Annotated in this window: 24 protein-coding genes; 18 read left to right on the top strand and 6 right to left on the bottom strand. The window is 66.6% G+C overall.

The annotated features are described in order from the left end of the window. Nucleotides 1-18: 18 nt before the first annotated feature. Nucleotides 19-1320 carry a mechanosensitive ion channel family protein gene (locus GN331_RS09680; RefSeq protein WP_156641761.1) on the top strand — a complete coding sequence of 434 codons (1302 nt, stop codon included), beginning with the start codon at nucleotides 19-21 and terminating at the stop codon, nucleotides 1318-1320. An 18-nt stretch (nucleotides 1321-1338) separates the two neighbouring features. Here the strand turns inward: GN331_RS09680 and GN331_RS09675 are convergent, their stop codons facing one another. Then, nucleotides 1339-1746, bottom strand: a complete 408-nt coding sequence (locus GN331_RS09675; RefSeq protein WP_156641760.1) for a hypothetical protein — start codon at nucleotides 1744-1746, stop codon at nucleotides 1339-1341. Beyond that, on the bottom strand, nucleotides 1743-3296 hold the full coding sequence (locus GN331_RS09670) for a fumarate hydratase (RefSeq protein ID WP_331713434.1): 1554 nt from the start codon (nucleotides 3294-3296) through the stop codon (nucleotides 1743-1745). Before GN331_RS09670 ends, GN331_RS09675 begins: the two co-directional genes overlap by 4 nt. Nucleotides 3297-3392: 96 nt before the next feature. Here GN331_RS09670 and GN331_RS09665 point away from each other — a divergent pair, with 96 nt between their 5' ends. The 6 genes from GN331_RS09665 to GN331_RS09640 all read left to right on the top strand — a co-directional run bounded on the left by GN331_RS09665 (nucleotide 3393) and on the right by GN331_RS09640 (nucleotide 9092). Beyond that, entirely contained in the window at nucleotides 3393-4004 is a 612-nt protein-coding gene (locus tag GN331_RS09665; protein ID WP_156641758.1) for an RNA polymerase sigma factor, read from the top strand. Then, nucleotides 3994-4530, top strand: a complete 537-nt coding sequence (locus tag GN331_RS09660; protein ID WP_156641757.1) for a hypothetical protein — start codon at nucleotides 3994-3996, stop codon at nucleotides 4528-4530. Before GN331_RS09665 ends, GN331_RS09660 begins: the two co-directional genes overlap by 11 nt. Nucleotides 4531-4582: 52 nt before the next feature. Beyond that, entirely contained in the window at nucleotides 4583-5491 is a 909-nt protein-coding gene (locus tag GN331_RS09655) for a DUF4097 family beta strand repeat-containing protein (protein WP_156641756.1), read from the top strand. Between the two features lie 119 nt (nucleotides 5492-5610). Next, a complete protein-coding gene (locus tag GN331_RS09650; RefSeq protein ID WP_156641755.1) occupies nucleotides 5611-7470 on the top strand; it encodes an ABC transporter ATP-binding protein in 1860 nt (619 codons plus the stop codon). A gap of 27 nt (nucleotides 7471-7497) precedes the next feature. Next, nucleotides 7498-8679: a PQQ-dependent sugar dehydrogenase gene (locus GN331_RS09645; protein ID WP_156641754.1), complete on the top strand. Its 1182-nt coding sequence runs from the start codon at nucleotides 7498-7500 to the stop codon at nucleotides 8677-8679. Next, a complete protein-coding gene (locus tag GN331_RS09640; RefSeq protein WP_156641753.1) occupies nucleotides 8676-9092 on the top strand; it encodes a GFA family protein in 417 nt (138 codons plus the stop codon). Before GN331_RS09645 ends, GN331_RS09640 begins: the two co-directional genes overlap by 4 nt. Here GN331_RS09640 and GN331_RS09635 read toward each other — a convergent pair. After that, on the bottom strand, nucleotides 9089-10144 hold the full coding sequence (locus tag GN331_RS09635) for a LysR family transcriptional regulator (protein WP_156641752.1): 1056 nt from the start codon (nucleotides 10142-10144) through the stop codon (nucleotides 9089-9091). The genes GN331_RS09640 and GN331_RS09635 overlap by 4 nt on opposite strands. Before the next feature lie 140 nt (nucleotides 10145-10284). Between GN331_RS09635 and GN331_RS09630 the strand changes: the two genes are divergently transcribed. The 6 genes from GN331_RS09630 to GN331_RS09605 all read left to right on the top strand — a co-directional run bounded on the left by GN331_RS09630 (nucleotide 10285) and on the right by GN331_RS09605 (nucleotide 18145). Continuing rightward, the gene (locus tag GN331_RS09630) at nucleotides 10285-10554 is read left to right on the top strand and encodes a hypothetical protein (RefSeq protein ID WP_156641751.1); all 270 of its coding nucleotides are present in this window, start codon (nucleotides 10285-10287) and stop codon (nucleotides 10552-10554) included. Then, on the top strand, nucleotides 10551-11441 hold the full coding sequence (locus tag GN331_RS09625; RefSeq protein ID WP_156641750.1) for an SDR family NAD(P)-dependent oxidoreductase: 891 nt from the start codon (nucleotides 10551-10553) through the stop codon (nucleotides 11439-11441). The genes GN331_RS09630 and GN331_RS09625 overlap by 4 nt, the downstream gene beginning before the upstream one ends. Beyond that, nucleotides 11419-12612 (top strand): efflux RND transporter periplasmic adaptor subunit, encoded by a 1194-nt coding sequence (locus tag GN331_RS09620; protein WP_156641749.1) that lies wholly within the window; start codon nucleotides 11419-11421, stop codon nucleotides 12610-12612. The genes GN331_RS09625 and GN331_RS09620 overlap by 23 nt, the downstream gene beginning before the upstream one ends. A gap of 161 nt (nucleotides 12613-12773) precedes the next feature. Beyond that, nucleotides 12774-15935 carry an efflux RND transporter permease subunit gene (locus GN331_RS09615; protein ID WP_156641748.1) on the top strand — a complete coding sequence of 1054 codons (3162 nt, stop codon included), beginning with the start codon at nucleotides 12774-12776 and terminating at the stop codon, nucleotides 15933-15935. 24 nt (nucleotides 15936-15959) lie between these two features. After that, a complete protein-coding gene (locus tag GN331_RS09610) occupies nucleotides 15960-16712 on the top strand; it encodes an SDR family oxidoreductase (RefSeq protein ID WP_156641747.1) in 753 nt (250 codons plus the stop codon). Beyond that, nucleotides 16706-18145, top strand: a complete 1440-nt coding sequence (locus GN331_RS09605; protein ID WP_156641746.1) for an efflux transporter outer membrane subunit — start codon at nucleotides 16706-16708, stop codon at nucleotides 18143-18145. The genes GN331_RS09610 and GN331_RS09605 overlap by 7 nt, the downstream gene beginning before the upstream one ends. 15 nt (nucleotides 18146-18160) lie before the next feature. Here the strand turns inward: GN331_RS09605 and GN331_RS09600 are convergent, their stop codons facing one another. Next, nucleotides 18161-18991 (bottom strand): universal stress protein, encoded by an 831-nt coding sequence (locus tag GN331_RS09600; RefSeq protein WP_156641745.1) that lies wholly within the window; start codon nucleotides 18989-18991, stop codon nucleotides 18161-18163. 616 nt (nucleotides 18992-19607) lie between these two features. Between GN331_RS09600 and GN331_RS09595 the strand changes: the two genes are divergently transcribed. Genes GN331_RS09595 through GN331_RS09585 form a run of 3 tightly spaced genes read left to right on the top strand, consistent with a single transcriptional unit; the run spans nucleotide 19608 to nucleotide 20900 of the window. Further along, nucleotides 19608-20171 carry a hypothetical protein gene (locus tag GN331_RS09595; RefSeq protein ID WP_156641744.1) on the top strand — a complete coding sequence of 188 codons (564 nt, stop codon included), beginning with the start codon at nucleotides 19608-19610 and terminating at the stop codon, nucleotides 20169-20171. 16 nt (nucleotides 20172-20187) lie between these two features. Beyond that, nucleotides 20188-20577: a hypothetical protein gene (locus GN331_RS09590; protein WP_156641743.1), complete on the top strand. Its 390-nt coding sequence runs from the start codon at nucleotides 20188-20190 to the stop codon at nucleotides 20575-20577. Further along, the gene (locus tag GN331_RS09585; RefSeq protein ID WP_156641742.1) at nucleotides 20574-20900 is read left to right on the top strand and encodes a hypothetical protein; all 327 of its coding nucleotides are present in this window, start codon (nucleotides 20574-20576) and stop codon (nucleotides 20898-20900) included. Before GN331_RS09590 ends, GN331_RS09585 begins: the two co-directional genes overlap by 4 nt. A 6-nt stretch (nucleotides 20901-20906) precedes the next feature. Here the strand turns inward: GN331_RS09585 and GN331_RS09580 are convergent, their stop codons facing one another. Then, on the bottom strand, nucleotides 20907-21443 hold the full coding sequence (locus tag GN331_RS09580; RefSeq protein ID WP_156641741.1) for a DUF488 domain-containing protein: 537 nt from the start codon (nucleotides 21441-21443) through the stop codon (nucleotides 20907-20909). A gap of 75 nt (nucleotides 21444-21518) precedes the next feature. Here GN331_RS09580 and GN331_RS09575 point away from each other — a divergent pair, with 75 nt between their 5' ends. Together GN331_RS09575 and GN331_RS09570 are read left to right on the top strand one after the other, a co-directional pair. After that, nucleotides 21519-23204, top strand: a complete 1686-nt coding sequence (locus tag GN331_RS09575) for an ABC1 kinase family protein (RefSeq protein WP_156641740.1) — start codon at nucleotides 21519-21521, stop codon at nucleotides 23202-23204. Between the two features lie 162 nt (nucleotides 23205-23366). Then, the gene (locus tag GN331_RS09570; RefSeq protein WP_156641739.1) at nucleotides 23367-24176 is read left to right on the top strand and encodes a ferredoxin--NADP reductase; all 810 of its coding nucleotides are present in this window, start codon (nucleotides 23367-23369) and stop codon (nucleotides 24174-24176) included. Between the two features lie 16 nt (nucleotides 24177-24192). On the opposite strand, the gene GN331_RS09565 is transcribed toward GN331_RS09570, so the two are convergent. Beyond that, nucleotides 24193-24600 carry a hypothetical protein gene (locus GN331_RS09565; RefSeq protein ID WP_156641738.1) on the bottom strand — a complete coding sequence of 136 codons (408 nt, stop codon included), beginning with the start codon at nucleotides 24598-24600 and terminating at the stop codon, nucleotides 24193-24195. Nucleotides 24601-24680: the final 80 nt, after the last annotated feature.

Genomic DNA, 24680 nt, shown 5'->3' with positions numbered 1-24680 from the left:
GACGCCACGACGGTACGAATGACCTCTTCGATCGCCGCGCGCCTCGCGCCCTTGCTGCTCCTGCTGTCCTTCGCCTGCCACGCGGCCGCGCCCGCCGCGGCGCTGCCCGCGGCTTCGAGTTCGGCGCCCACCGCCGTCGATGCCATGGACCGCGCGCTGAGCAAGCGCGTGGAAGCACGGCTTGCCTCGCAACCGCAGTTGGCCGATGTCGAAGCCAGCGTGATCAATCGCGTCGCGATGCTGCACGGCGAAGCGGTGAGCAAGGAAGACATCGAAATGGCGGGCGCCATCGCCGCGCAGACCACGGGCGTGGCGCGCGTGGAAAATCGCATCGAACTGAGCACGAAGTTGTCCGATCGTTTCGAAGTGGCCACGCAGGCGGTCGCCGAAAAACTCGTGCGTTTGGTCGCCGCGATCCCGCTGCTCGTCATCGCGCTGGCCATCGTGCTGTTGGCCGCGTGGATCGGGCGCTCGCTTTCGCGCCGCATGCGCTGGATGGCGCGCGTGCACAGCAACAACCCCTACATGGAAGCCCTGCTCCGCCGCACCGTGCAGGGCGTGATCACGTTGATCGGCATCCTCGTCGCGCTCGATCTGCTGGGTGCGTCTTCGCTGGTCGGTGCGGTGCTCGGTTCGGCGGGTGTAATCGGCCTGGTGCTGGGCTTTGCGTTCAAGGACATCGCCGAGAACTACATCGCCGGCATCCTGCTCAGCCTGCGCCGGCCGTTCGCGCCGGGCGACCACGTCGTCGTGGATCGCGTGCATGAAGGCAAGGTCGTCGCGCTGACCTCGCGCACCACGTTGCTGATGACGCTCGACGGCAACCAGGTCGCGTTGCCGAACGCGCTGGTGTTCCGTTCGGTCGTGCTCAATTACACCGAGAATCCGAAGCGTCGTTTCGACTTCATCGTGCCGCTGGATCCGAGTGCGTCGGTGGGCGATGCGCTCAAGCTCGGGCTCGACCGGCTGCGTGGCATCGGCGGCGTGCTCGAAGATCCGAAACCCAACGCGCTGATCGTCGAATACCTGCACGATCAATTGAAGGCGCAGTTCCTCGGCTGGGTCGACCAGCGCGAAAACAGCGTGCCGCGCGTGCGAAGCGAAGCGATGCGCGCGGTGAAGTCGGCGCTCGACAAGGGCGGCGTGCGTCGCGCCGGCACGCCGGCACCCGCGGTGCATTCCTCGACCCCGACGACGGAACACGCCATGCACGTGGATACGTCGAAGGACAAGGAAATCGACGAGCAACTGGCCGAAGCGCAGCGCAAGACCGAAGACGTCAACCTGCTCGACGACAAGGCCCCCGCGACGCCCGAATAGGCGTCGCAAGGCGCGGGATCACTCGCCGTACATCAGCCAGTGGCGCGCGACGAATTCGTCGTTGGTCACGTAGACATTCACGCCCCGCTCGCTGGCGAGGATCGAACCGTGTTCGCTGCCCTGCAGGTCGTCCTGCAATTCGACGAACGCGGTGCGGATCGCGGCGAAACCAGCGTCGGCCATCGCGGCGATGACATCGTCGATCTGCTCCAGCGGCACCGTGCCGTCGAGGTCTTCGACCACCAGCAGGCGCGTGGCGCCGTGCGTGCGGCAGTGTTGCCCGAGCAGGTGCCACATCGCGGTGGAGACTTCCAGCGAGTCGCGGCCTTCGTGCACGTAGGCGCGCAGGTAGCCGTGGTGCTGTTCGAATCGCACCTTGAAAGCGTGGCCTTGCGCGTCGTGTTCGACCAGGATCGGGGCGATCACGCGACGACCACCGGGATCTTCCCGATGCGCGCCTGCCATTCCTTCGGACCCGTCTGGTGCACCGACGTGCCCTTGGAATCCACCGCCACCGTGACCGGCATGTCCTGCACGGTGAATTCGTAGATCGCTTCCATGCCGAGGTCGTCGAAGGCGACGACCTTCGCCCCCTTGATCGCCTTCGACACCAGGTAGGCCGCGCCGCCGACCGCCATGAGGTACGCCGAGCCGTGCTTGCGGATGGCGTCGATCGCGACCGGGCCGCGTTCGGCCTTGCCGACCATGCCGAGCAGGCCGGTCTGCGCGAGGACCTGTTCGGTGAACTTGTCCATGCGCGTGGCGGTGGTCGGGCCGGCGGGGCCGACGACTTCGTCGCGCACCGGATCGACCGGGCCGACGTAGTAGATGAAACGGCCGCGCAGATCGACCGGCAGCGTCTCGCCGCGATTCAACATTTCGACGATGCGCTTGTGCGCGGCGTCGCGACCGGTGAGCAGCTTGCCGTTGAGCAACAGCACTTCGCCCGGTTGCCACGTGGCGAGGTCGTCCTTCGTCAGCGTGTCGAGATCGACACGACGCCCCTTGGAGGCGTCGTAGGTGAGCGTCGGCCAATCTTCGAGCGAAGGCGGATCCAGCATCACCGGGCCGCTGCCGTCGAGCACGAAGTGCGCGTGGCGCGTGGCGGCGCAGTTGGGGATCAGCGCGATCGGCAGGTTCGCCGCGTGCGTGGGGTAATCCTTGACCTTGATGTCGAGCACGGTGGTCAGGCCACCGAGGCCCTGCGCGCCGATGCCGAGCGCGTTGACCTTCTCGTAGAGCTCCAGGCGCAATTCTTCGGCGCGGTTGGACGGGCCGCGCGCCTGGAGGTCGACGATGTCGATCGGCTCCATCAGCGCTTCCTTAGCCAGCAGCATCGCCTTCTCCGCGGTGCCGCCGATGCCGATGCCGAGCATGCCCGGCGGGCACCAGCCGGCGCCCATCGTCGGGACGGTCTTCAGCACCCAGTCGACGATGGAGTCCGACGGGTTGAGCATCGCGAACTTCGACTTGGCTTCCGAGCCGCCGCCCTTGGCCGCGACGATCACCTCGACCGTATTGCCCGGCACCACGCGGACGTTGACCACGCCCGGCGTGTTGTCCTTCGTGTTGGTGCGCTTGCCCGCCGGATCGGCGAGCACGCTGGCGCGCAGCTTGTTGTCGGGATGGTTGTAGGCGCGGCGCACGCCTTCGTGGACCATCTCCTCCACGCCCATGGTCGCGTCGTCCCAGCGCACGTCCATGCCGATGGTCAGGAAGACCGTGACGATGCCCGTGTCCTGGCAGATCGGGCGGTGGCCCTCGGCGCACATGCGCGAATTGATCAGGATCTGCGCGATCGCGTCCTTCGCGGCCACGCTTTCCTCGCGCTCGTAGGCGGCCGCGAGATTCTTGATGTAATCGACGGGGTGGTAGTACGAGATGTACTGCAGGGCGTCGGCGACCGACTGGATGAGGTCTTCCTGGCGGATGGCGACGGGGCCTGCGGGGCGGGACGAAGCAGCTGCGTGGGTCACGGGAAACCGGGGGGCGTGCGAAAGGCGGGATTCTAGCCCGGCCGGGCCTCTCAAGCGGCTCTAAACCTTGGGGCCGGACCGTGCATCGGAGTGAGTATGCTGACCTCCGCCGTGACCGCATGGACACCCCAAGCCCCAGCAGCACCCCCGTCCGCCGACACCGGCGAGGACGTGGATGGCGCGTTGGTGCGTGCGGCGGGTCGCGGCGACGCGACCGCCTTCGAGGCGATCTATCGGCGCCATAACACGCGGGTCCACGGCGTGATCCTGCGCCTGGTGGGCGGCCATGCCGGCCGCGCGGAAGACCTCACGCAGGAAGCCTTCGTGCGGTGCTGGCAGGCGCTGCCGGGGTATCGGTTCGAAAGCGCGTTCACGACGTGGCTCCATCGCCTGGCCGTGAACACCGCCCTGATGGAGTTGCGCGCCCGCCGCAGCCGGCCGCAGGCCAGCGACGACGAGGACGCGCTCGACATGCTCGGCACGCCCGATTCGGCGGGCCATGGCACCGCGCTCACGATGGACCTGGAGCGCGCCGTGGCCACCCTGCCCCCGCGGGCGCGCGCCGTGTTGGTGCTGCACGATGTGGAAGGTTGGAAGCACGAAGAGATCGCCGCCGAACTCGGCATGGCGGTCGGCAGTTCGAAAGCCCAGTTGCATCGCGCGCGCGGATTGCTGCGCACGCGCCTCGGAGGTTCCCATGACGCATGACATCGACAAAGAAGACGGTCACCTCCCCGACGCGCTGCGATGGGAATTGCGCGCACTGCGCAAGGACGTCGCGCCCGCAACCGACCTGTGGCCGTCGATCGCCGCGCGCATCGCCGCGACGCCGCAGGTCGCGCCGGCGCCGGTTCGCAAGGCCTGGCGTCCGCTCGCACCGCTCGCCGCGGCGGCCACGCTCGCGCTGGCCATCGGCATCGCATGGCAGACCAGCCCGGTCGCGACGCCTGCCGCGCCGGCCGCCAACGATGCGCAGACCACCCGCATCATTGCCCGCGAAGCCGAAGCCATGACGCTCGAATACCAGGCGGCGCTGAAGGAGATCGACGCCTACACGCCGACGCCGGCCAGGGGCGCCCCCGAACTCAAGGTGCTCGACCGCAGCGCCGCGCAGATCCGCACCGCGCTCGCGCGCGATCCGGAAGCGCGCTTCCTGCTCGATCGCCTGCAACGCACCTACACGCGGCGCCTGGAAATCACCCAGCGCCTGGCGCGCACTTCGCTCGCCAGCTGACCGCACGCATTTCGCATCAAGGCACTTGAACAATTTTCCTGGAGACACCCCGATGACACGCTCACTGATCGCTCTCACCCTCATGGCAGCCTGCGTGGCCGCACCGTCGGCGTGGGCCGCCACGCCGATCAACGAAACCCGTCCGCTCGACGCGCGGGGCCACATCGAGATCGAGAATCTCAAGGGCCGCATCCAGGTCCGCACGTGGGACAAGAAGGAAGTCCACATCGGCGGCAGCCTCGGCAAGGGCGTGGAGAAGCTCGTGATCGAAGGCGACGAAAGCGACCTCGTGGTGCGCGTGGAATATCCGCGCGGCCGCAGCGGTTGGCGCAGCAACGACAACACCGAGCCGACGGACCTGATCCTCAACGTGCCGGTGCTCGCCGAGCTGGAGATCGATTCGGTCTCCGCCACGGTCGACGTGGTCGGCACCGCGGGCGCATCGCTGCAGATCGACAGCGTGAGCGGCGATGTCGTCGTCGCCGGTGCGCCGCGCGAAGCGAACATCGAAAGCGTCAGCGGCGATCTCACGCTGACCCTGAACTCGCGCGACGTCAGCGCCTCGTCGGTCAGCGGCGATCTCAACCTGCGCGGCAAGCTCGACGGCGAGATGTCGGTCGAAACCGTCTCGGGCAACATCGAAGCCGACAGTGGCGGCAAGCTGCTGCGCCACATCTCGGCCTCGACGGTCTCCGGCGACGTGAAGGTCCGCGCCGGCCTGCAGAACGGCGGCGAGTTCAAGTCCGAGTCGGTGAGCGGCGACCTGCACCTGATCCTGCCGAAAAACACCTCGGCCCAGGTCTCCGGCGAAACCTTCAGCGGCGACCTCACCGCGCCCGGCGCGAAGATCGAACGCCCGAAGTACGGCCCGGGCGCGAGCTTCGAACATCGCTACGGTACGGGGAGCAGCACGATCCGGATCGAAACCTTCTCGGGCGATGCGGAACTTGTCTTCGAGTAAGCGGTCATAGCCAGTACGCAGCCGGGTCCCCCCTTCCCGGCTTCGTCACTCGGGGCGCGGCGGAAACCGCGCCCCTTTCTTTTTTCCGCCATCACCCGCCGCCCGCGACACTGGCCGGAATGGCTCAGCCTGCCCGCCCATCGGACAACCCCACGCTTCGGGAGCGCGTCGGCGCCCTGCGCAACCTGCCGCCCTTCCTGCGCGAAATCTGGGCGACCTCGCGCGCGCTGACGATCACCAGCCTCGGCCTGCGCCTGATACGCGCGCTGCTGCCGATCGCCACGCTCTACGTCGGCAAGCTGATCATCGACGAAGCGGTGCGCCTGGTCGGACAAGGCGTCGCCTACGAATCGCTGCAGATCGCGTGGCACAGCGGCACGCTCGATCATCTGCTCACGTTGTTGGCGTTGGAGTTCGGGCTGGCCATCGCGTCCGATTTGCTCGGTCGCCTGGTGAGTTACGCCGACTCGGTCCTGTCGGAGATGTTCACCAACGCCACCAGCGTGCGCCTGATGGAACACGCCGCGACGCTGGACCTGGAGGACTTCGAGGATCCCGAACTCCAGGATCGCCTCGACCGCGCGCGCCGCCAGACGATGGGCCGCATGAACCTGTTGAGCCAGTTGTTCGGGCAAGTGCAGGACGCGGTGACGGTGGCGAGCTTCATCGCGGGCCTGGTCGTGTTCGCGCCGTGGCTGATCGTGTTGCTCGGTGTCGCGTTGATTCCCGCGTTCGTCGGCGAGTCGCACTTCAACGCGCTCAACTACAAGCTCAACTTCCAGTGGACGCCGGAACGCCGGCAACTCGAATACCTCCGCCAGATGGGCGCGAGCGTCGAGACCGCCAAGGAAGTGAAGATCTTCAACCTGCACCGCTACTTCATCGCGCGGTATCGCGCGTTGTCGGCGCAGTTCCTGATCGCAAACCGCAGCCTCGCGCGCCGGCGCGCTTTGTGGGGCACGTTGCTCGCCGCGTTCGGGACCTTCGGCTACTACCTCGCCTATGGCTACATCGCATGGCGCACGGTCCGCGGCGATTTCAGCATCGGTGATCTGACCTTCCTCGCGGGTAGCTTCCGCCGACTGCGCCAGTTGCTTGAAGGCTTGCTCGTCGGCTTTTCGCAAGTCGCGGGGCAAGCGTTGTATCTCGACGATCTGTATTCGTTCTTCGAGATCCAGCCGGAGATTCGTTCCAGGCCCGGCGCCATCGCGATCCCGCGGCCGATCGTGCGCGGCTTCGTGTTCGAAGGCGTCGGCTTCCGCTATCCCGAAGCCGAGCGTTGGGCGCTGCGCGGCCTGGATTTCGAACTGCGCGCCGACGAAGTGCTCGCGCTCGTCGGCGAAAACGGCGCGGGCAAGACCACGCTCGTCAAACTGCTCGCGCGCCTGTACGACCCCGACGAAGGCCGCATCCTGCTCGATGGCCGCGACCTGCGCGACTACGACCTCGACGACCTGCGCGCGAACATCGGCGTGATCTTCCAGGACTTCGTGCGCTACCACCTCACGGCGGCGGAGAACATCGGCGTCGGCCAGATCGACGCGATGGACGACCGCACGCGCATCGAAGAAGCGGCGCGGCGCGCGTTCGCGGACGAAGTGGTCGCCGGTTTGCCGAACGGTTACGACCAGGTCATCGGCCGGCGTTTCCGCACCGGCGTGGACCTCTCCGGCGGGCAATGGCAGAAGATCGCGATCGCACGCGCGTACATGCGCAACGCGCAGGTGATGATCCTCGACGAACCCACCGCCGCGCTCGATGCGCGCAGCGAATTCGAAGTCTTCCAGCGCTTCAAGGAACTCTCGCACGGGCGCACGGCGGTGCTGATCTCGCATCGCTTCTCCAGCGTGCGCATGGCCGACCGCATCCTCGTGCTCAACGAAGGGCGCCTGGAGGCCAGCGGCACCCACGGCGAACTGCTCGCACAGGGCGGGCGCTACGCGGAACTGTTCGAACTGCAAGCGGCGGGGTACCGTTAGCCCGCGCTCTTTCCCCCGGAGGTCGGCATGGCACGCAAGGCGATGATGGTGCTCGCGGTGGTGGGTTCACTGGCGAGTTTCGGATGCAGCTCGCAGCAATCCTCCGCGACGGCGACGGCCAGTGGTGGAACGGCCACGGCACCGGCGAGCGCGGCGACGCCGTCCAGGAGCATGCGTGTCGAAACGATCGCGAAGGGTCTGGAACACCCCTGGTCCGTCGCGCTGCTGCCCGATGGCGCCTTCCTCGTCACCGAACGCCCCGGTCGCCTACGCCGCGTGGCCGCCGACGGCACGCTCGGCGAGCCGATCGCGAACGTGCCGGCCGTGTACGCCGAGGGCCAGGGCGGCCTGCTCGATGTCGTGCTCGCACCGGATTTCGCGACCTCGAAAAAGATCTACCTCAGCTTCGCCGAACCCGCTGACGACGGCACGGCCGGCACCGCGGTCGCGACGGCGACGCTCGTCGACACCGCGTTGCACGACGTGCGCGTGATCTATCGCCAGCAACCCAAGCTCACCGGCGGCGCGCATTTCGGTTCGCGCATCGTGTTCGACGGACACGGGCATGTGTTCATCAGCCAGGGCGAGCGACAGGATCGGATGAAGTCCCAGCAACTGAACATGCTGCAGGGCAAGCTTGTGCGCCTGAACCTCGACGGCAGCGTGCCGCGCGACAACCCCTTCGTCGGCCGCAAGGATGCGCGCCCGGAAATCTGGAGCTACGGCCATCGCAACATGCAGGGCCTCGCGCTCGATCCGCGCACCGGCACCCTGTGGGAAAGCGAGCACGGCCCGCGCGGCGGCGACGAAATCAACATTCCGCAGGCCGGCAAGAATTACGGCTGGCCGATCATTACCTGGGGCATCGACTATCCGGGTTACAAGATCGCCGAATCGGTCGGCTCCTCCGCGCCGGGCATGGAACAGCCGCATCACTACTGGGCGAAGTCGCCGGGCCTGAGCGGCATGGCGTTCTTCACCGGGCGCCCGGGCAGCGCATGGAACGACAGCCTGTTCCTGGGCTCGCTCGCCGAATCCAACCTGATCCGGCTTTCGCTCAAGGGCAACGCGATCGTCGGCGAAGAACGCCTGTTGCAGGACGAGGGCGCGCGCATTCGCGACGTGCGCGTGGGCAACGACGGCAACGTCTACGTGCTGACCGACGCAGCCAACGGCAAGTTGCTGCGCCTGACGCCGCCGGGCACATGATCCAGGGCGGTTGCCACTGCGGGAATGTGCGGCTCTCGCTGTATTGGCCGGCGGACGTCCAACGCATTCCCGCGCGCGCTTGCGGCTGCACGTTCTGCCGCAAGCACGGCGCGACGTGGACATCGCATCCCGACGCCGCGCTCGTGTTGCGCATCGCCGATCCAGCGCGCGTCGAACGCTACGCCTTCGGCACGCGCACGGCGGATTTCCATGTATGCACGGGGTGCGGCGTGGTCGTCGCATCGACGTGCCGCATCGACGGCCGCGATTACGCGGTGGTGAACATCAACACGTTCGAAGACGTGGATCCCGTGCGTTTCGACCGCAGCGACAGCGACGTCGAAGGCGAAACGGTTCAGGCGCGGCTGGCACGCCGGCGATCGCGCTGGATCGCCGACGTGCGCATCCTTTAGGCCTCGACGGTCTCTTCGGCTTCCGTGGCCTGCGCCGCGGGCGTTTCGTCCGCCACCTTGCGCAACGCCAGGCGATACGCGTTGGCGACCAACTCAGGCTTCTTGCCCACTTCCGTGCAGCTCGATCCGGGGCACACGCCCTGCATCACGCCCGCGTCGAAGTCGAGGCGCTCGACGAGGAAATCGACGAACGCACGCACCTTCGGCGACTGCACGCGCCCGCGCGGGAACACCGCGTTCATTTCGTACTCCGGGCCGTTCCATGCGGGCAGCACGCGACGGATGTAACCGGCTTCGACATACGGCCGCATCATGATGTCGGTCCCGAGCATCATGCCCTCGCCCGTGATCAGCGCGCCGCGCAGGCCCGCCGGATCGTTGGCGACGAACACCGGATCGATGCGGAACTCGGTGCTCTTGGTGCCGTCGTGCAGCGGCCAGCTGAAGCCGGCACCGTTCTTGCGCTGCTTGTTCATCGCGAGCGTGCGGTGGTGCTGCAGGTCGTCGGGATGCAGCGGTTCGCCGTGTTTTTCGAGATAGCGCTGGCTCGCGTACACCTGCGTGCGAAGCGTGGCCAGTCGACGCGCGATGAGATTGGAATCCGGGAGATTGCCCACGCGCAGCGCGACATCGATTTCCTTGTCGATGATGTCGAGCGGTTCGTTGTTGAGCACCATCTCCACGCGCACTTCGGGATTGCGCTGGTGGAATTCGCTGAGCAGCGGCGCGATCCATTCGATGCCCATCGAATAGGGCGTGGTGATGCGCAGCCAACCGCGCGGCCCGCCCTGCAACTGGCCCACCGCGCTTTCGGCTTCGTCGAGTTCGCGCGCAATGCGCTGGCAATGTTCGTAATACACATTGCCCGCTTCGGTCAGCCCGAGCTTGCGCGTGGTGCGATGGAGCAACTGCGCGCCCAGGCGCGTTTCCAGGTCCTGCACCTTGCGGCTGACCGTGGTCTTGGGAAGCCGCAACGCACGCGCCGCGGAAATGAAACTGCCGTGCTCGACCACCTTGACGAAGATCAGGGTGTCGTTGAGATCGCGGGCCATGCGTGGCTCCTGTGGGCCGAGGTCACCGTGGGGGGAGGAACATTGGACCGGGGCCGGGACAATTATTCCCCGTTTTGCCAGCTAATCAAGTGCCGATCCGGGGCGTACCTTTTGCGCCATCCCCGCCGAACCCCCTGGCCATGTCCACCCAGCAACGCGCCCGCCTCGCCCTCCTGCCCCTCCTGCCGATCGGCCTGATCGTGCTGGTGGTGCTTGGATTCTTTGCGATCGGTGAAGCCGTCGGACACGGCGCCGGCCCGGCCTGGCTGATGGTCGTGGTGGTTGCCTTCCTCGTCGGCATGCCGCTGCTCGTCCTGGGCCTGGCCGTGGCCGGCGCCGTGCAACGCCACGACCTGATCCGCGCTTTCGTCCCACATTCGGGAGAAACTATCCCGGGAGCGGGGCAATGAAGTCCATCTCTCGCAATAATGCGGGCGGCCCATCGGCCGCCCTCCTGGTTCTCGGCGCGACCGGCGCCATCGGGCGCGGCGTGGTCCGCGCCGCGCTCGACGCCGGCCGGCCCGTCATCGCCGTCTCCCCCGACACTGACGGGTTGCGCGCACTGCAGGGACTGCATGCGCACGCCGACCTTTCCTTCATCGACGCCCCCCTGGGCGACGAACACGACGCCGCGGCGCTCGAACACACGCTGCGCGAACTCGACCGTCCGATCCACGGCGTCGTCGTCGCGCTGTGCAGCGAACGCGAACGCGGCCGCTTGCTCGACGGCTCGGCGACCGAATTGCGCGAATCGATCGACCAGAACGTCGTCGCTCACCTCGCGCTCGCGCGCCACCTGCTGCCGCTGTTGGCGAAAGGCGGCCGTGCGGGCGGTTGGGTGATCGTCGACGGCCCCGGCGGCGACAACCCGTGGGCAGGTTACGGTCATCGCTCGGTCGGTGCCGCCGCGTTGCGCATGCTCGCGCGCGTGCTGCACGAAGAAGCCCGCCCGCGCGGCGTGCGCGTGCAGTTGCTTGCGCTCGACTGGCCGCTGAAAACCGACGCCAACGCCCGGCACGCCTGCGATCAATGGCCCGAAGCCCTCGGCGTCGGCCGCCGCGCGATCGCCCTGCTCGATCGCATCGACCACGCGGCCACCGACCCGATCGTGCACTGCAAGGGCCCGTGCAAGACGCAATCACAAGGATCGGATGGCGACGATGCGGCGCTCGCCGCACGCTGCCACGAGGATGCGCGCCGCCTGCTCGGCGCGCTCTCGCCATCGAACAAGCACAACGACGCCACCTCTCCCCTCTCCTCCAAGGAAGACGCTCATGACCCGCCGACCCGCCGATAACCGATTGCCTGTCGTCAACCGCGTGGTGCTCGGCACGCTGGCGCTCGCAGCCCTCCTGCCGATCGCCCTGTCCGCCTGCACCAGCGAAGCCGCGCCTGCGGCCCCGCCGCCGCCGGAAGTGAGCGTCGCCACCGTTGTGACAAAGGAAGTCGCGCAATGGGATGAATTCACCGGCCGCGTCGCGGCGGTGGAAACCGTCGACCTGCGCCCCCGCGTGAGCGGTTACGTGCAGCAAGTGGCGTACCACGAAGGCCAGGACGTCAAGAAAGGCGACCTGTTGTTCGTGATCGATCCGCGTCCGTATCGCGCCGCGCTCGACCAGGCGCTCGCCAACCTCGAGAAGGCGAAGGCCGAACAGTCGCTGGCGCAGATGCAGGACAAGCGCGCGCAGTCGCTGATCGAAGCCAAGGCGATCTCGCGCGAAGAGTTCGAGATCCGCAAGGCCGCCTCCTCGCAGGGCAACGCCGGCGTGCGCGCCGCCGAAGCCGCGGTCGCCGCATCGCGCCTGGACTTGCAGTTCACCGAAGTGCGTTCGCCGATCGACGGCCGCGCCGGCCGCGCGCTCGTCACCGAAGGCAACCTCGCGCAAACCGATTCGACGTTGCTGACCACCTTGGTCTCGCAAGACCCGATGTACATCTACTTCGAAAGCGACGAGCAGGCGTTCCTGCGTTACGCAGAACTTGCCCGCAAGGGCGAACGCGACGGCGTGCGCAACCCCGTGCGCATCGGCCTTGCGAATGAAGAAGGCTATCCGCACGACGGCGCCGTCGACTTCATCGACAACCAGGTCGATGCGAAGACCGGCACGATCCGTGCGCGCGCCGTGGTCGCCAATCCCGATCGCGTGTTCACGCCCGGCCTGTTCGCCCGCGTGCAGTTGAAGGGCAGCGGCAAGTTCAAGGCGCTGCTCGTCGACGACAAGGCCGTGCTCACCGACCAGGACCGCAAGTACGTCTACGTGCTCGCCCCGAACAACACCGCCGCCCGCAAGGACATCGTGCCCGGCGCGATGATCGACGGACTGCGCGTGGTGCAGTCCGGTCTTGCGCCGACCGACAAGGTCATCGTCCACGGCGTGCAGAAGGTCTTCATGCCCGGCATGCCGGTCTCGCCGAAGGCGATCGTGATGGGTGCGGAGCCTGCGGGTGAAAAAGTCGCGATGAAGTAGCGAAGGAATCGGGAATGGGAAATGGGGAATCGGGAATTGTTGTTCCCCGTTCCTCCCTTTCCCCGACACCAGAAGCTTGAAGTGTGGCTGCTCCGGCAGCCGCAGCAGACCAACTATTCCCTATTCCCCGTTCCCCATTCCCAGCTCCTGCTGAGGTTGCCATGGACTTCTCCAAATTCTTCATCGACCGGCCGATCTTCGCCGCCGTGTTGTCGATCGTGATCTTCGCCGCGGGCCTGATCGCCATCCCGCTGCTGCCCATCAGCGAATACCCCGAAGTCGTGCCGCCATCGGTGGTGGTGCGCACCGTGTATCCGGGTGCGAACCCGAAGGTGATCGCCGAAACCGTGGCCACGCCACTGGAAGAAGCGATCAACGGCGTCGAGGACATGATGTATTTCAAGTCCGTCGCCGGCTCCGACGGCGTGCTGCAGATGACCATCACGTTCAAGCCCGGCACCGATGCCGACGACGCGGCGGTGAAAGTGCAGAACCGCGTCGCGCAAGCGCTCGCGCGTTTGCCGGAAGACGTGCGGCGCCAGGGCGTGACGACGCAGAAGCAATCGCCCACGTTCCTGATGGTCGTGCACCTGGTCTCCACCGACGGCAAGTACGACACGCTGTACCTGCGCAATTTCATGCGCCTGCACGTCAAGGATGAACTCGCGAAGATCCCGGGCGTCGGCGAAGCGCACCAGTTCGGCGGCGGCGATTACGCCATGCGCATCTGGCTCGACCCCGACAAGATCGCCGCACGCGGCATGACCGCCGGCGACGTGCTGCGCGCCGTTCGCGAACAGAACATCCAGGTGTCCGCCGGCCAGCTCGGCGCCGAACCGATGCCCAACGGCAGCGACTTCCTCACGCCGATCAACGCGCAGGGTCGCCTGCGTTCGGTCGAAGAGTTCAAGGACGTCGTGCTGAAGTCGGGCGATGACGGCGAACTCGTGCGCCTGGGCGACGTGGCGCGCGTCGAACTCGCCGCGGGCGACTACACGCTGCGCTCGCGCCTGGACGGCCAGAACGCCGCCGCCATCGGCGTGTTCCAGGCGCCGGGCGCCAACGCGCTGGCGATCCGCGACCAGGTGGTCGCGAAGATGGACCAGCTGCAGACGCGTTTCCCGCCGGGCGTGGAATACCGCACCGTCTACGACACCACGATCTTCGTGCGCGACTCGATCAAGGCCGTCGTCAGCACGCTGTTGGAAGCAACCTTGCTCGTCGTGCTGGTCGTGATCCTGTTCCTGCAGACCTGGCGCGCTTCGATCATCCCCCTGATCGCCGTGCCGGTCTCGATCGTCGGTACGTTCGGCGCGTTGCACCTGCTCGGGTTCTCGATCAACACGCTGACCTTGTTCGGATTGGTGCTCGCGATCGGCATCGTGGTCGATGACGCGATCGTGGTGGTGGAAAACGTCGAACGCCACATCGAAGAAGGCGCAACGCCGCTGGAGGCCGCGCACCTGGCGATGAAGGAAGTCTCCGGCCCGATCATCGCGATCGCGCTGGTGTTGTGCGCGGTGTTCGTGCCGATGGCGTTCCTGTCGGGCGTGACCGGTCAGTTCTACAAGCAGTTCGCCGTCACTATCGCCATCTCCACCGTGATTTCGGCGATCAACTCGCTGACGCTCTCGCCAGCGCTGGCCGCCAAGCTGCTGCGCCCGCACGGCGCAAAGAAGGACGTGCTCTCGCGCGGCATCGAGCGTGCGTTCGGCTGGATCTTCCGTCCGTTCAACCGCTTCTTCCACAAGAACTCCGAGCGTTACCAGACCGGCGTGGGCCGCCTGCTCGGCCGTCGTGGCCGCGTGTTCGGCGTGTATGCCGTGCTGCTGGTCGCCACCGCGTTCGTGTTCCAGTGGGTGCCCAGCGGCTTCATTCCGACGCAGGACAAGCTGTACCTGATCGCGGGCGTGAAGATGCCGGAAGGGTCCTCCATCGAACGCACCGATGCGGCGCTGAAGAAGATCGCCGAAGCGGCGAAGAGCATCGATGGCGTCGGGCACGAAGTCGCGTTCCCGGGCCTGAACCCGCTGCAGTTCACCAACACCCCGAACAGCGGCGTGGTGTTCTTCCCGCTCAAGCCGTTCAACGAGCGTCATCTTTCCGCGAAGGAAATCAACGACCAGCTCAATGCCAAGCTCTCCGGCATCCAGGAAGGCTTCGCCTTCTCGCTGATGCCGCCGCCGATCCTCGGCCTGGGCAACGGCCAGGGTTACTCGCTGTTCGTCGAAGACCGCGCCAACCTCGGCTACGGTGCGCTGCAGAACGCGGTGCAGGCCGTGCAAGGCACCGCCGCGCAGACGCCGGGCATGGGCTATCCGATCACGAGCTACCAGGCCAACGTGCCGCAGCTCGACGCGGAAGTCGATCGCGTGAAGGCCAAGGCGCAGGGCGTGCCGCTGACGGAGTTGTTCGACACGCTGCAGACCTACCTGGGTTCGGCGTACGTCAACGACTTCAACATGTTCGGCCGCACCTGGCAGGTCGTCGCGCAAGCCGACGGTCCGTTCCGCGACAATGTCGAAGACATCGCCAAGCTGCGCACGCGCAACGTCAACGGCGAGATGGTGCCGATCGGTTCGATGGTCACGATCAAGCAGTCCTACGGCCCCGACCCGGTGCTGCGCTTCAACGGTTATCCGGCGGCCGACCTGCTCGGCGGCTACGACCCGACCAAGATGTCGTCCGGCGAAGCGATGGAGAAGGTCACCGAAATCGCCGGCCAGGTGTTGCCGAACGGCATGGGCTTCGACTGGAGCGACCTGAGCTACCAGCAGGCCACGCAGGGCAATGCAGCGCTCGTCGTGTTCCCGCTCGCCGTGCTGCTCGCCTTCCTCGTGCTCGCCGCGTTGTACGAAAGCTGGACGCTGCCGCTGGCCGTGATCCTGATCGTGCCGATGACGCTGCTGTCCGCGCTGGTCGGCGTGAAGCTCACCGGTGGCGACAACAACGTGTTCGTGCAGGTCGGCCTGGTCGTGCTCATGGGCCTGGCGTGCAAGAACGCGATCCTGATCGTCGAGTTCGCCCGCGAACTGGAAATGCAGGGCAAGGGCATCGTCGAAGCCGCACTGGAAGCGTGCCGCCTCCGCCTGCGCCCGATCGTCATGACCTCGATCGCCTTCATCGCCGGCACGGTGCCGCTGGTGCTCTCGCACGGCGCGGGCGCGGAAGTGCGCTCGGTCACCGGCATCACGGTGTTCGCCGGGATGCTCGGCGTGACGCTGTTCGGCCTGTTCCTCACTCCGGTCTTCTACGTCGCGCTGCGCAAGCTCGTGGCGCCCAAGCCCGAACCCGCCGCCGCACTCGCGACGACGCAAGCCTGATTCGATCTCCCAAGGAGAATGCACATGACCGCCATTGCCCCCACTGCCCGCAACAACGACAAGGTCGCACTGATCACCGGCGCGACGCGCGGGATCGGCTTCGAAACCGCGCGCCAGCTCGCCAACGCCGGCATCCACGTGCTGCTCGGTGGCCGCGACCGCGAGAAGGCCGTCGCCGCCGCATTGAAGCTGCAAGCCGAAGGGCTGCAGGTCGAAGCGATCGCCATCGACGTCGCCAACGACGACAGCATCGCGCAGGCTGCGGAAGAGGTCGCGCGCAAGCACGGCCGCCTCGACATCCTGGTCAACAACGCCGGCGTGCTGCGCGACGATGCGCAGCGCAAGCCGTCGGAACAGTCGCTCGCCACCTGGCGCGAAACCTTCGACACCAATGTGTTCGGCGTGGTCGCCACGACCCAGGCCTTCCTGCCCCTGCTGAAGCAGGCGCCCGCCGCGCGCATCGTCAATGTCTCGAGCATCCTCGGCTCGGTCGGCGCGAACAACGATCCTGCCTCGCCGATCTACGACATCAAGCTGCCCGCGTACAACGTTTCCAAGAGTGCGGTGAACGCGTGGACCGTGCAGCTCGCACACGAGTTGAAGGACACCGCAATCAAAGTCAACGCGGTGCATCCGGGCTCGGTGAAGACCGACATGAACGCCGGCGGCGATCTCGAAGTCGCCGACGGCGCACGCACCAGCGTCCGCATGGCCCTGCTCGATGCCGATGGTCCGAACGGCGGTTTCGTGTTCTTCGAGGAGACCCTCCCATGGTGAGTGCTCGCCTCGCAATGACCGTGCTGTCCACGGCCTTGCTCGCGGCGTGTGCGGTCGGCCCCGACTATGTGCGGCCGACCGCGGTCGAACCGGCGACGTTCGCGCGCACCGACGCGACCGCCGTTGCGGCCCCCGCCGACGACGCCTTCTGGGAACGCTTCGGCGACGCGCAACTCACCGCGCTCGTCGAAGAAGCCCTCTCGGCGAACCACGACCTGCGCATCGCCTTGTCGCGATACGACCAGTCGAATGCGCTGTTGCGGAACGCCAGGTTCGACCAGATCCCGACGATCACCGCGCAGGGCAACGCGAGCCGTTCGCGCCTCAGCGCGGACCAGGCGCCGGGCGTGTCGCGCGAAGGGCGCGACGACGTGGATTCGTACGACGTCGGTGTCGTCGCCGGATGGGAACTCGATCTGTGGGGCCGCGTGCGCCGCAACGTCGAAGCCAATCGCGCGGGCGTTGAAGCCAGCGCCAACGACCTGGCGGCGATGCAGGTCGCGATCGTCGGCGACGTCGCGCGCAGCTACTTCGAACTGCGCGGCCTGCAGGAACGCCTGCGCGTGGCGCGCGATAACGCGGAGAACCAGCAAGGCACGCTGCGCATCGTGCAGGCGCGCATGGATGCCGGCCGCGGCACCGAGTTCGACACCTCGCGTGCGCGCGCGCAGTTGGAAAGCACGCTCGCGATCGTTCCCCAACTCGAAGCGCAGGTCGCGTTCGCCGAACACCGCATCGCGGTGCTCACCGGCCGCGTGCCGGAAGCGTTGATCGCGCAACTCGATCAACCCGCCCCCCTGCCCGCCTTGCCCGAACAGATCGACGCCGGCACGCCGGGCGAAATCGTTCGGCGTCGTCCCGACGTCGCCGCCGCGGAAGAACGCCTGCATGCGTCGACCGCGCGCATCGGCGTGGCGACCGCCGACCTGTTCCCGCGCTTCACGCTCGGCGGCCTGATCGGCAGCCAGGCAATCGATGCCGGCAACCTGTTCGAACGCGACAGCGAAACGCGCGTCGTCGCGCTCGGCATCGACTGGTCCTTCCTCGACGTCGGCCGCGTGCGCGCCCGCATCGCCGCGGCGGATGCCAACGCCGAAGGCGAACTCGCGCGCTATCGCCAGACGGTGTTGCTTGCGTTGGAAGACACCGAGAACGCGCTGATTCGCCAGAACCGTGCGCGCGTGGAAGATGGGCATCGCGAACAAGCGGCGCTGGACAGTGCGAACGCCGCGCGACTGGCGCGCGTGCGTTACGAAGCCGGTGCGGTGGATCTGTTCGAAGTGCTCGACGCCGAACGCGCACAGTTGCAGGCGCAGGATGCGTTCGCCGATGCGCGGACGCGCAGCGCGGTGAGTGTCGTGGCGTTGTATCGCGCGCTGGCCGGTGGTTGGCCTGGGCGGATGCCGATGCGCGAGAAGATCGCGCGGGAGTAAACGCCGGCAATTGCCTCAGCGCGAGAACAACACCGGACGTTCCAGCGATTCGAGCAAGTCGCGGGTGGTGCCGCCCAGCACCCATTCCCGCAGGCGCGTATGACCGTAGCCACCCGCGACCAGGAGGTCCGCCCCGCTCTCGGCGGCGTGCAGCCGCAGCGTGGTGGCGACGCTCATGGTGCCTGAAGCGCGACGCGTCACGTTGACGTTCAACCCACGCTCCGCCAGATGGGCGGCGATGTCGGCGCCCGGCTCGTCGCCGTGGCCCAGGTCGCCGATTTCCGGATCGACCACCAGGACTTCGACGTCGCTGGGTGCGAAGAGCGAGAGCGCATCGTGGATCGCGCGCGTGGCCTCGCGCGTGGGCTTCCACGCCAGCAGCAGCTTGTCGAAGCGGCGGGATGCGAAGTTGGGCGGAACCACCATCACGGGGCGACCGGATTCGAACAGGAAGGCATTGAAGAACGCGTGCGCGATCGATGCATCGTCGCCGCGCGGTTGCGCGATGACGGACAGATCGGCGTAACGCGCCTGGAGGGTCAACGCCTCGGGAGGATCGAACAGGCGCGTGCGATCCACGCGCACGTCCCAATCGACCCCCGACTTCGCCATGCGACGACGAAGGTCTTCCGCCCGCTTCGTCGCGTGGATCTCCACTTCCTCGAGGACCTCCGCGAGCACCGGACCGGGCGCGAAACCCCAGGGCGCGGCAAGGGCCGTCGGCACCGCAACGGGTACGGAAATGATGAGCCTGGCGCGGTAGGCTTCCGCGATCCGTTCGGCGATCGCAAGGGTCGCATCGTCGGTGCTGGCGCCAGTCACCGGAAAGAACAGGTCCTTGAGCATGATCGCGCCTCAGTGAGGAGGTGGGATCACCGTACGCCCCCCGGAAGCGATGCTCCTTGATCCAGATCAAGTGCGTTGGCGCTTCAGCGCGCAACGTTGGCGTGGTCGTTGCAACTGTTGCTGGATGAACCCGTAAGCTTGGCGCCATGCGCCCGCCCCGTGCCCCCGATCTGCTTGCCGACATTACGCTCCTCCCAAGCCTTCAACGAGGCAGGTGGAGTGGATGGCGACCCAACAATCACTTTGGGCTGCTTCACTACAACGACGCGCACGTCGAGTTCCTCGATGGCGCGTTGCAGCCCGGCGAAACCGGGCGAGCGGAGCTTTGGCTTCTTGCACCGGAACTACAGATTGCTCGGCTCAGGAAGGGGTTCGCCTTTACGTTGCACGAAGGCTCGACGCTCGTTGCACACGGCGTGATCGACCAAGTCCTCCGTGAGGATTTGCTGGTAGCTGACCCCTGATGCGATTCGACAACGACACCATCGCAGTCGCCATCCTGGGCGGTTGGCTATATCCCTCGACGGCAGTGGCGATGGTCTTGGGTGTCCGCGCATTGATTCGCGGCTTCCTCGCTTCCACTAAAGTGCGCCGATAGCAGGCAGGGGAGCCGCTCATGGCAGGACGCACCGCTTCGTTCGCCGCCGCAGCCGTAATCGCCTGCATCGCCGCTGCATGCGACGGTGCATCGATGGGCAGCACGGTGGATTACGACACCGCCACCGCCACCGTGGCGGCGTTGGTGTCCGCGGTCGCCGAGAACGACCAGGCGAAGGTCGACCGGTTGACGACCCGTCCCGGTGCGGTTGGCGGTCCTCCTGCGCCGTCGACCGTCGCCGACCCATTCCTGGACGACCCGCCGGGCGCCATGAACGACATTACCAACCTCCGGCGCTACTTCAACAAAGTCGGCAAGCTCGCGCTGTACGAATGGGACGCGGATTTCCACGCGCTGTCCGTCAAGTTCGCGTGCGCGCCGCCCGACGGGCCGCGCTGCATCAATCGTCTCTACTTTACGTTCAAGCGCGAAATGGGCGACGAAACGCGCGTCGACATGATGATCGGTGTTCGCAACAACCCGGCGTGGGCAAAGCTGTGGGCGGACTTGCCGAACGCGCATGGACTTGAACCCGCCGCACCCGCGCCGGCGATCGAGAAAGCATTCGCGCAGTTCCATTGATCCGGGAGAGGCCGCCATGAAGTCCAAGTCGCCGATGTCCAGCCGTTACGCAGCGCTGCTGATGGTTTTTGCTGCCGTCATGCACGCGCTGGTGGCTTTTGATCTTGTGCTGCACTTCTTGCCGGACACGCCGGAATTTCAAGCCCTGTGGGCGGTCGGACCGCTGGTCAAGAGTCTGTGGTTTGCGTTCGTGATCATGGGCTTCGCAAGCGCCATCCTCCTGTACCGCGCACCAGTCGCAGGTTTTCTGTCGTCCGTGTTGGCGGGCGCGTGCCTCTACTTCGCCAGCGTCGGGCTCTGGCACGGTGTGAAAGGCGGGTTCTGGATTGTCGTCGCCGCCAACGTACTGGCCGCATTTGGCGCGTGGCAGGCAGTTCGGCAGAAGCGACCCAAGGGATCTCCATGACACCCATCAGGCCTTCGCGCGAGGTCCTTCAGGATTGGGCGCCCGAGCTTTCGGAGCGACTGGGACGACCGGTCGAACAGATCCTGTCCAAGGGGCTGTCAGCCCACGACTTCTCGACATCAGCGTTTGTCGAGGTGCGCGATCCAGGCGGCATCGTTGTTCGGCTTCCGTTTGCGTTTGCAGTTTTTCGTCCCGCGGCAGCGCGCGTAGTCGTGTTCACCGAACACAGTGGTTACATCGAGTTCGACCTGGAGGAAGACGCCATCGTCGCGGAGATCGAGGAGCGCATCTACCGGCAGGAATCGCCTGCACGCAATGGTTGATGCGCCTCAGAACAACGACCCCGTCGAAGGCTCGGCATACGTCAGCCGCCCGTCAGCGATCAACGCAGCCCCCGTGTACGGATGCACCTCGCTGCGGCCCGGCGACACCAGGTGCACGACTTCCCACCCGTCGGCCTTGAAGTCATCCGAGATCAACCCACGATGGCACTGCCACCACATCGCCTCGGCGCACATCACCGCGGTGGGTGTCGCACGCGCGAGTGACCCAAGCGCGGCACGCGCATCTCGATAGCCCGGCGTCGCCATGTAATCGGCATACGCACGGAAACTCGCGTTGCGCCACCGCGTGTTCGGCGAATCCTTCGACGGCGTCCGACGTCCGCCCAAGTCGACCATCGGCACATAGTCGATGCCCGCTTGCGGTAGCGCTTGCGCCATCGTCTCGCCGGAAAACTGCGGATGCCGGCGCGAACCGGCGAATCGCCGGACGTCGACCAGCGCGCGAATCCCCGCCGCGTCCAACATCCCGACGAACGTTTCCCAGTCGCGGATCGAATGCCCGATGGTCCACAGCGTGCGCATGCCCGAATGCTAGCCGCGCGGCGCCCCGGCGCGCGGTGAAAGGCCTTTGACGCGCCCGCGACTAGGCTTGCGGACATGAATGGAAACACGCCCGTCAGCATCGCCCGCAGCGCGCAGATCATCGCGTTCCTGCTGAAGTACCGCGGCGCCGGTGTCTTCACCGGCATCGACCTCGACAGCGCGACCACCGGCATGGAGCCGCCGGAGCACGTCGAGGTCGACGCCGAGCAATTCGTCGACGATCTCGAAGCGCTCGGCCCGACCTTCATCAAGATCGGCCAGGCGCTCTCCACGCGACCCGACATGGTGCCACCGGCCTACATCACGGCCTTGCAGCGCATGCAGGACGAAGTCTCGCCGGTGCCGTTCGAGATCGTGCGCGCGGTGTTCGAAACCGAGATCGGCGCGCGCATGAACAAGGTGTTCGACTCCGTCGACGAAGTGCCGATCGGCAGCGCGTCGCTCGCGCAGGTGCATCGCGCGGTGTTGCGCGACGGGCGCGAGGTCGCGGTGAAGGTGCAACGCCCGTTCGTCGCCGAACAGGTCCGCATGGATCTCGACACGATCGCTTCGTTTGCCGGCAAGGCCGATCGCATCACCGACATCGGGCGCCGGCTGCGCTTCGCCGATTGGGTGCACGAATTCCGCAAGACGCTGTTCGCCGAACTGGATTACCGCGTCGAAGCCGAAAACCTCGAGCGCTTCTCCGAACACTTCCAGGACTATCCGGAGTTGTTCTGCCCGCAACCGGTGCGCGACCTGTGCTCGACGCGCGTGCTGACGATGGACCTGGTGCGCGGCGTCAAGGTGACCGCGATCTCCGGCGTGCGGCGCACCGAGCAGGACATGGGCCTGCTCGGCAAGGCGCTCATGAAAGGCTATCTGGACCAGATGTTCGTGCATGGCGAGATCCACGCCGATCCGCACGCCGGCAACATGTTGGTGACCGACGACGGACGGCTGGGCCTGTTCGATCTCGGCATGATCGCGCACGTGCCGCCCAAGCAGCGCGAGCGATTGCTCAAGCTGTTGTTCGGCGCGGTCGATGGGCGCGGCGAGGAAGTCGCGGCCGAAGCGATCGCGATGGGCACGCGGCTGGAAGACTTCGAACACGAGCGCTTCCAGCGCGAGATCGGCCAACTCGTCGCGCGTTACGCCGCGCACGCGGGCTCGCAGTCGATGTCCGAAGGTCGCCTGGTCATCGAATTGGTGCGCATTTCCACGGCCTGCAACCTGCGCACGCCGCCGGAGCTGAGCCTGCTGGGCAAGACGCTGCTGAATCTCGAACAGGTGGCCTTCGCGCTCGAGCCGCACCTGGACGTCAAGAAAATTACCGAGGACCACATCCAGCACGTGATGCGCGAGCGGATGCGGCAGTCCTTCTCGCCGGCCAACATCGCCGGCGAAGTGCTCGAGGTGCAATCGCTGTTGCGCGAATCGCCGCGCAAGATTTCCGACATCCTTTCGCTGCTGGCGGAAAACCGGTTGACCGTGCAACTGGGCGGGCTCGACGACTCGCAGCTGATGGAGAACCTGCAGAAGATCGCCAACCGCATCACCGCGGGCGTGATCACCGCCGCGCTGATCCTGGCCTCGGCGATGCTGATGCGCGTGGACACGGCGGGGGCGCGCCTGTTCGGTTACCCGGCATTGGCGCTGGTGCTGTTCCTGATCGGCACCGTGCTGGGGCTGCTGCTGATCTGGAGTGCGTTCCGGCGCGATCACCGGGCGCGGCCGAAGGAGGAGCGCGGGACGCGGTGAAGCGGGAATAGGGAATAGGGAATAGGGAATAGTTGATTCGCCGCAGGTCGCCATCGCCGCAGGTCGCAATCGCCTCAAATCGCCCCGTTTCAACCATTCCCCATTCCCCATTCCCCATTCCCTTAGAATTCAACCCCCACGTTCCACCCTCCCCCGCACGCAATGTCCTCCCCCTTCGGCACCGAAACCGTGCTCGATGTCCGTCACTGGACGGACGCGTATTTCAGCTTCACCACCACGCGCGACGACGGCTTTCGGTTCGAGAACGGCCAGTTCGTCATGATTGGTTTGCCGGTGGAACAGCCCGACGGGTCGACGCGCCCGTTGATGCGCGCGTATTCGATCGCCAGCGCGAATTGGGAAGAGCAACTGGAGTTCTTCAGCATCAAGGTGGCCGACGGCCCGCTGACCTCGCGCCTGCAACACATCCGCCCCGGCGACAGCGTGCTGATCGGCCGCAAGCCCACGGGCACGCTGCTGATCCACGACCTGCATCCGGGCCGCAATCTGTACTTGCTCGGCACGGGCACGGGCTTCGCGCCGTGGCTGGCGGTGATCAAGGACCCGGCGACGTACGAACGCTTCGAACGCGTGATCCTTTGCCACGGCGTGCGCAACGCCGCGGACCTCGCCTATCGCGATTACATCGGCAACGAATTGCCGAACCACGAATTCCTCGGCGAGCAGATCCGCCAGCAACTGCTGTATTACCCGGCGGTGTCGCGCGAAGCGTTCGCGGTCGGCGGCAACGACCAGTGCGGACGCCTCACCGAGTTGATGGACAGCGGCCGGATGATGGACCACCTGGGCCTGCCCCCGCTCGACGCCGTGCACGACCGCGCGATGGTCTGCGGCAGCCCGCAGATGCTCGCCGACTTCCGTGCGCTGCTCGACGGCCGCGGCTTCACCGCCGCGCCGCGCATCGGCGTGCCGGGGCAATACGTGTTCGAGCGCGCGTTCGTCGAGAAGTGATCGCTTCGTTATCGCGTCACCTCCTCGGGAATCCGATGGACGTGCCTTTCAGCACGAAGGACGACCCGTAGAGCGTCGGCATGGCCTTGCGGGCGCGATACGGAATGAACAGATCCATGCACCGCCCTTCGACGTGCGACAGGTGCAGGCGAATCGCGGACGCCATGCCGTCATGCGGCACGTGCAGGTGGATGTCGAACACCAGCGCGTGCGCCACCGCCGACGCATCGATTTCCGCCAGTTCGCGCGCCAGCGTGCGGTCGCAGGGCGCAGCGGCGAGCATCGCCGGCGCGAATCCGACGTGGGTCACGCGATCGGGTGCGACGGCGTAACCGCCGAAAGGTTGGAAGCCGCCGAAACGGTCGAGCATCGCGCGGGCATAGGCCAGCAGTTCGTCGCGCAGGAGATGGCATTCGGGCGTCATGGCGCCATCTCGCGCGTTCGCGCCGCGACGCGAAAGGCGAAACGCCGCCTGTGCGTCGGGAAGATCGGCTACTGCGTCTT

This window comes from Noviluteimonas gilva (assembly GCF_009740395.1).
Lineage (GTDB): Bacteria > Pseudomonadota > Gammaproteobacteria > Xanthomonadales > Xanthomonadaceae > Noviluteimonas > Noviluteimonas gilva.
The sequence above is the reverse complement of the archived record's forward strand: the minus strand, read 5'-3'. Positions and strand labels throughout refer to the sequence as shown.

Bases quoted from the DNA above. Each gene is read 5' to 3' on its own strand.
- GN331_RS09680 (WP_156641761.1), top strand. From the start codon at position 19: ATGACCTCTTCGATCGCCGCGCGCCTCGCGCCCTTGCTGCTCCTGCTG.
- GN331_RS09665 (WP_156641758.1), top strand. From the start codon at position 3,393: ATGCTGACCTCCGCCGTGACCGCATGGACACCCCAAGCCCCAGCAGCA.
- GN331_RS09660 (WP_156641757.1), top strand. From the start codon at position 3,994: ATGACGCATGACATCGACAAAGAAGACGGTCACCTCCCCGACGCGCTG.
- GN331_RS09655 (WP_156641756.1), top strand. From the start codon at position 4,583: ATGACACGCTCACTGATCGCTCTCACCCTCATGGCAGCCTGCGTGGCC.
- GN331_RS09650 (WP_156641755.1), top strand. From the start codon at position 5,611: ATGGCTCAGCCTGCCCGCCCATCGGACAACCCCACGCTTCGGGAGCGC.
- GN331_RS09645 (WP_156641754.1), top strand. From the start codon at position 7,498: ATGGCACGCAAGGCGATGATGGTGCTCGCGGTGGTGGGTTCACTGGCG.
- GN331_RS09640 (WP_156641753.1), top strand. From the start codon at position 8,676: ATGATCCAGGGCGGTTGCCACTGCGGGAATGTGCGGCTCTCGCTGTAT.
- GN331_RS09635 (WP_156641752.1), bottom strand. From the start codon at position 10,144: ATGGCCCGCGATCTCAACGACACCCTGATCTTCGTCAAGGTGGTCGAG.
- GN331_RS09630 (WP_156641751.1), top strand. From the start codon at position 10,285: ATGTCCACCCAGCAACGCGCCCGCCTCGCCCTCCTGCCCCTCCTGCCG.
- GN331_RS09625 (WP_156641750.1), top strand. From the start codon at position 10,551: ATGAAGTCCATCTCTCGCAATAATGCGGGCGGCCCATCGGCCGCCCTC.
- GN331_RS09620 (WP_156641749.1), top strand. From the start codon at position 11,419: ATGACCCGCCGACCCGCCGATAACCGATTGCCTGTCGTCAACCGCGTG.
- GN331_RS09615 (WP_156641748.1), top strand. From the start codon at position 12,774: ATGGACTTCTCCAAATTCTTCATCGACCGGCCGATCTTCGCCGCCGTG.
- GN331_RS09610 (WP_156641747.1), top strand. From the start codon at position 15,960: ATGACCGCCATTGCCCCCACTGCCCGCAACAACGACAAGGTCGCACTG.
- GN331_RS09605 (WP_156641746.1), top strand. From the start codon at position 16,706: ATGGTGAGTGCTCGCCTCGCAATGACCGTGCTGTCCACGGCCTTGCTC.
- GN331_RS09600 (WP_156641745.1), bottom strand. From the start codon at position 18,991: ATGCTCAAGGACCTGTTCTTTCCGGTGACTGGCGCCAGCACCGACGAT.
- GN331_RS09595 (WP_156641744.1), top strand. From the start codon at position 19,608: ATGGCAGGACGCACCGCTTCGTTCGCCGCCGCAGCCGTAATCGCCTGC.
- GN331_RS09590 (WP_156641743.1), top strand. From the start codon at position 20,188: ATGAAGTCCAAGTCGCCGATGTCCAGCCGTTACGCAGCGCTGCTGATG.
- GN331_RS09585 (WP_156641742.1), top strand. From the start codon at position 20,574: ATGACACCCATCAGGCCTTCGCGCGAGGTCCTTCAGGATTGGGCGCCC.
- GN331_RS09580 (WP_156641741.1), bottom strand. From the start codon at position 21,443: ATGCGCACGCTGTGGACCATCGGGCATTCGATCCGCGACTGGGAAACG.
- GN331_RS09575 (WP_156641740.1), top strand. From the start codon at position 21,519: ATGAATGGAAACACGCCCGTCAGCATCGCCCGCAGCGCGCAGATCATC.
- GN331_RS09570 (WP_156641739.1), top strand. From the start codon at position 23,367: ATGTCCTCCCCCTTCGGCACCGAAACCGTGCTCGATGTCCGTCACTGG.
- GN331_RS09565 (WP_156641738.1), bottom strand. From the start codon at position 24,600: ATGACGCCCGAATGCCATCTCCTGCGCGACGAACTGCTGGCCTATGCC.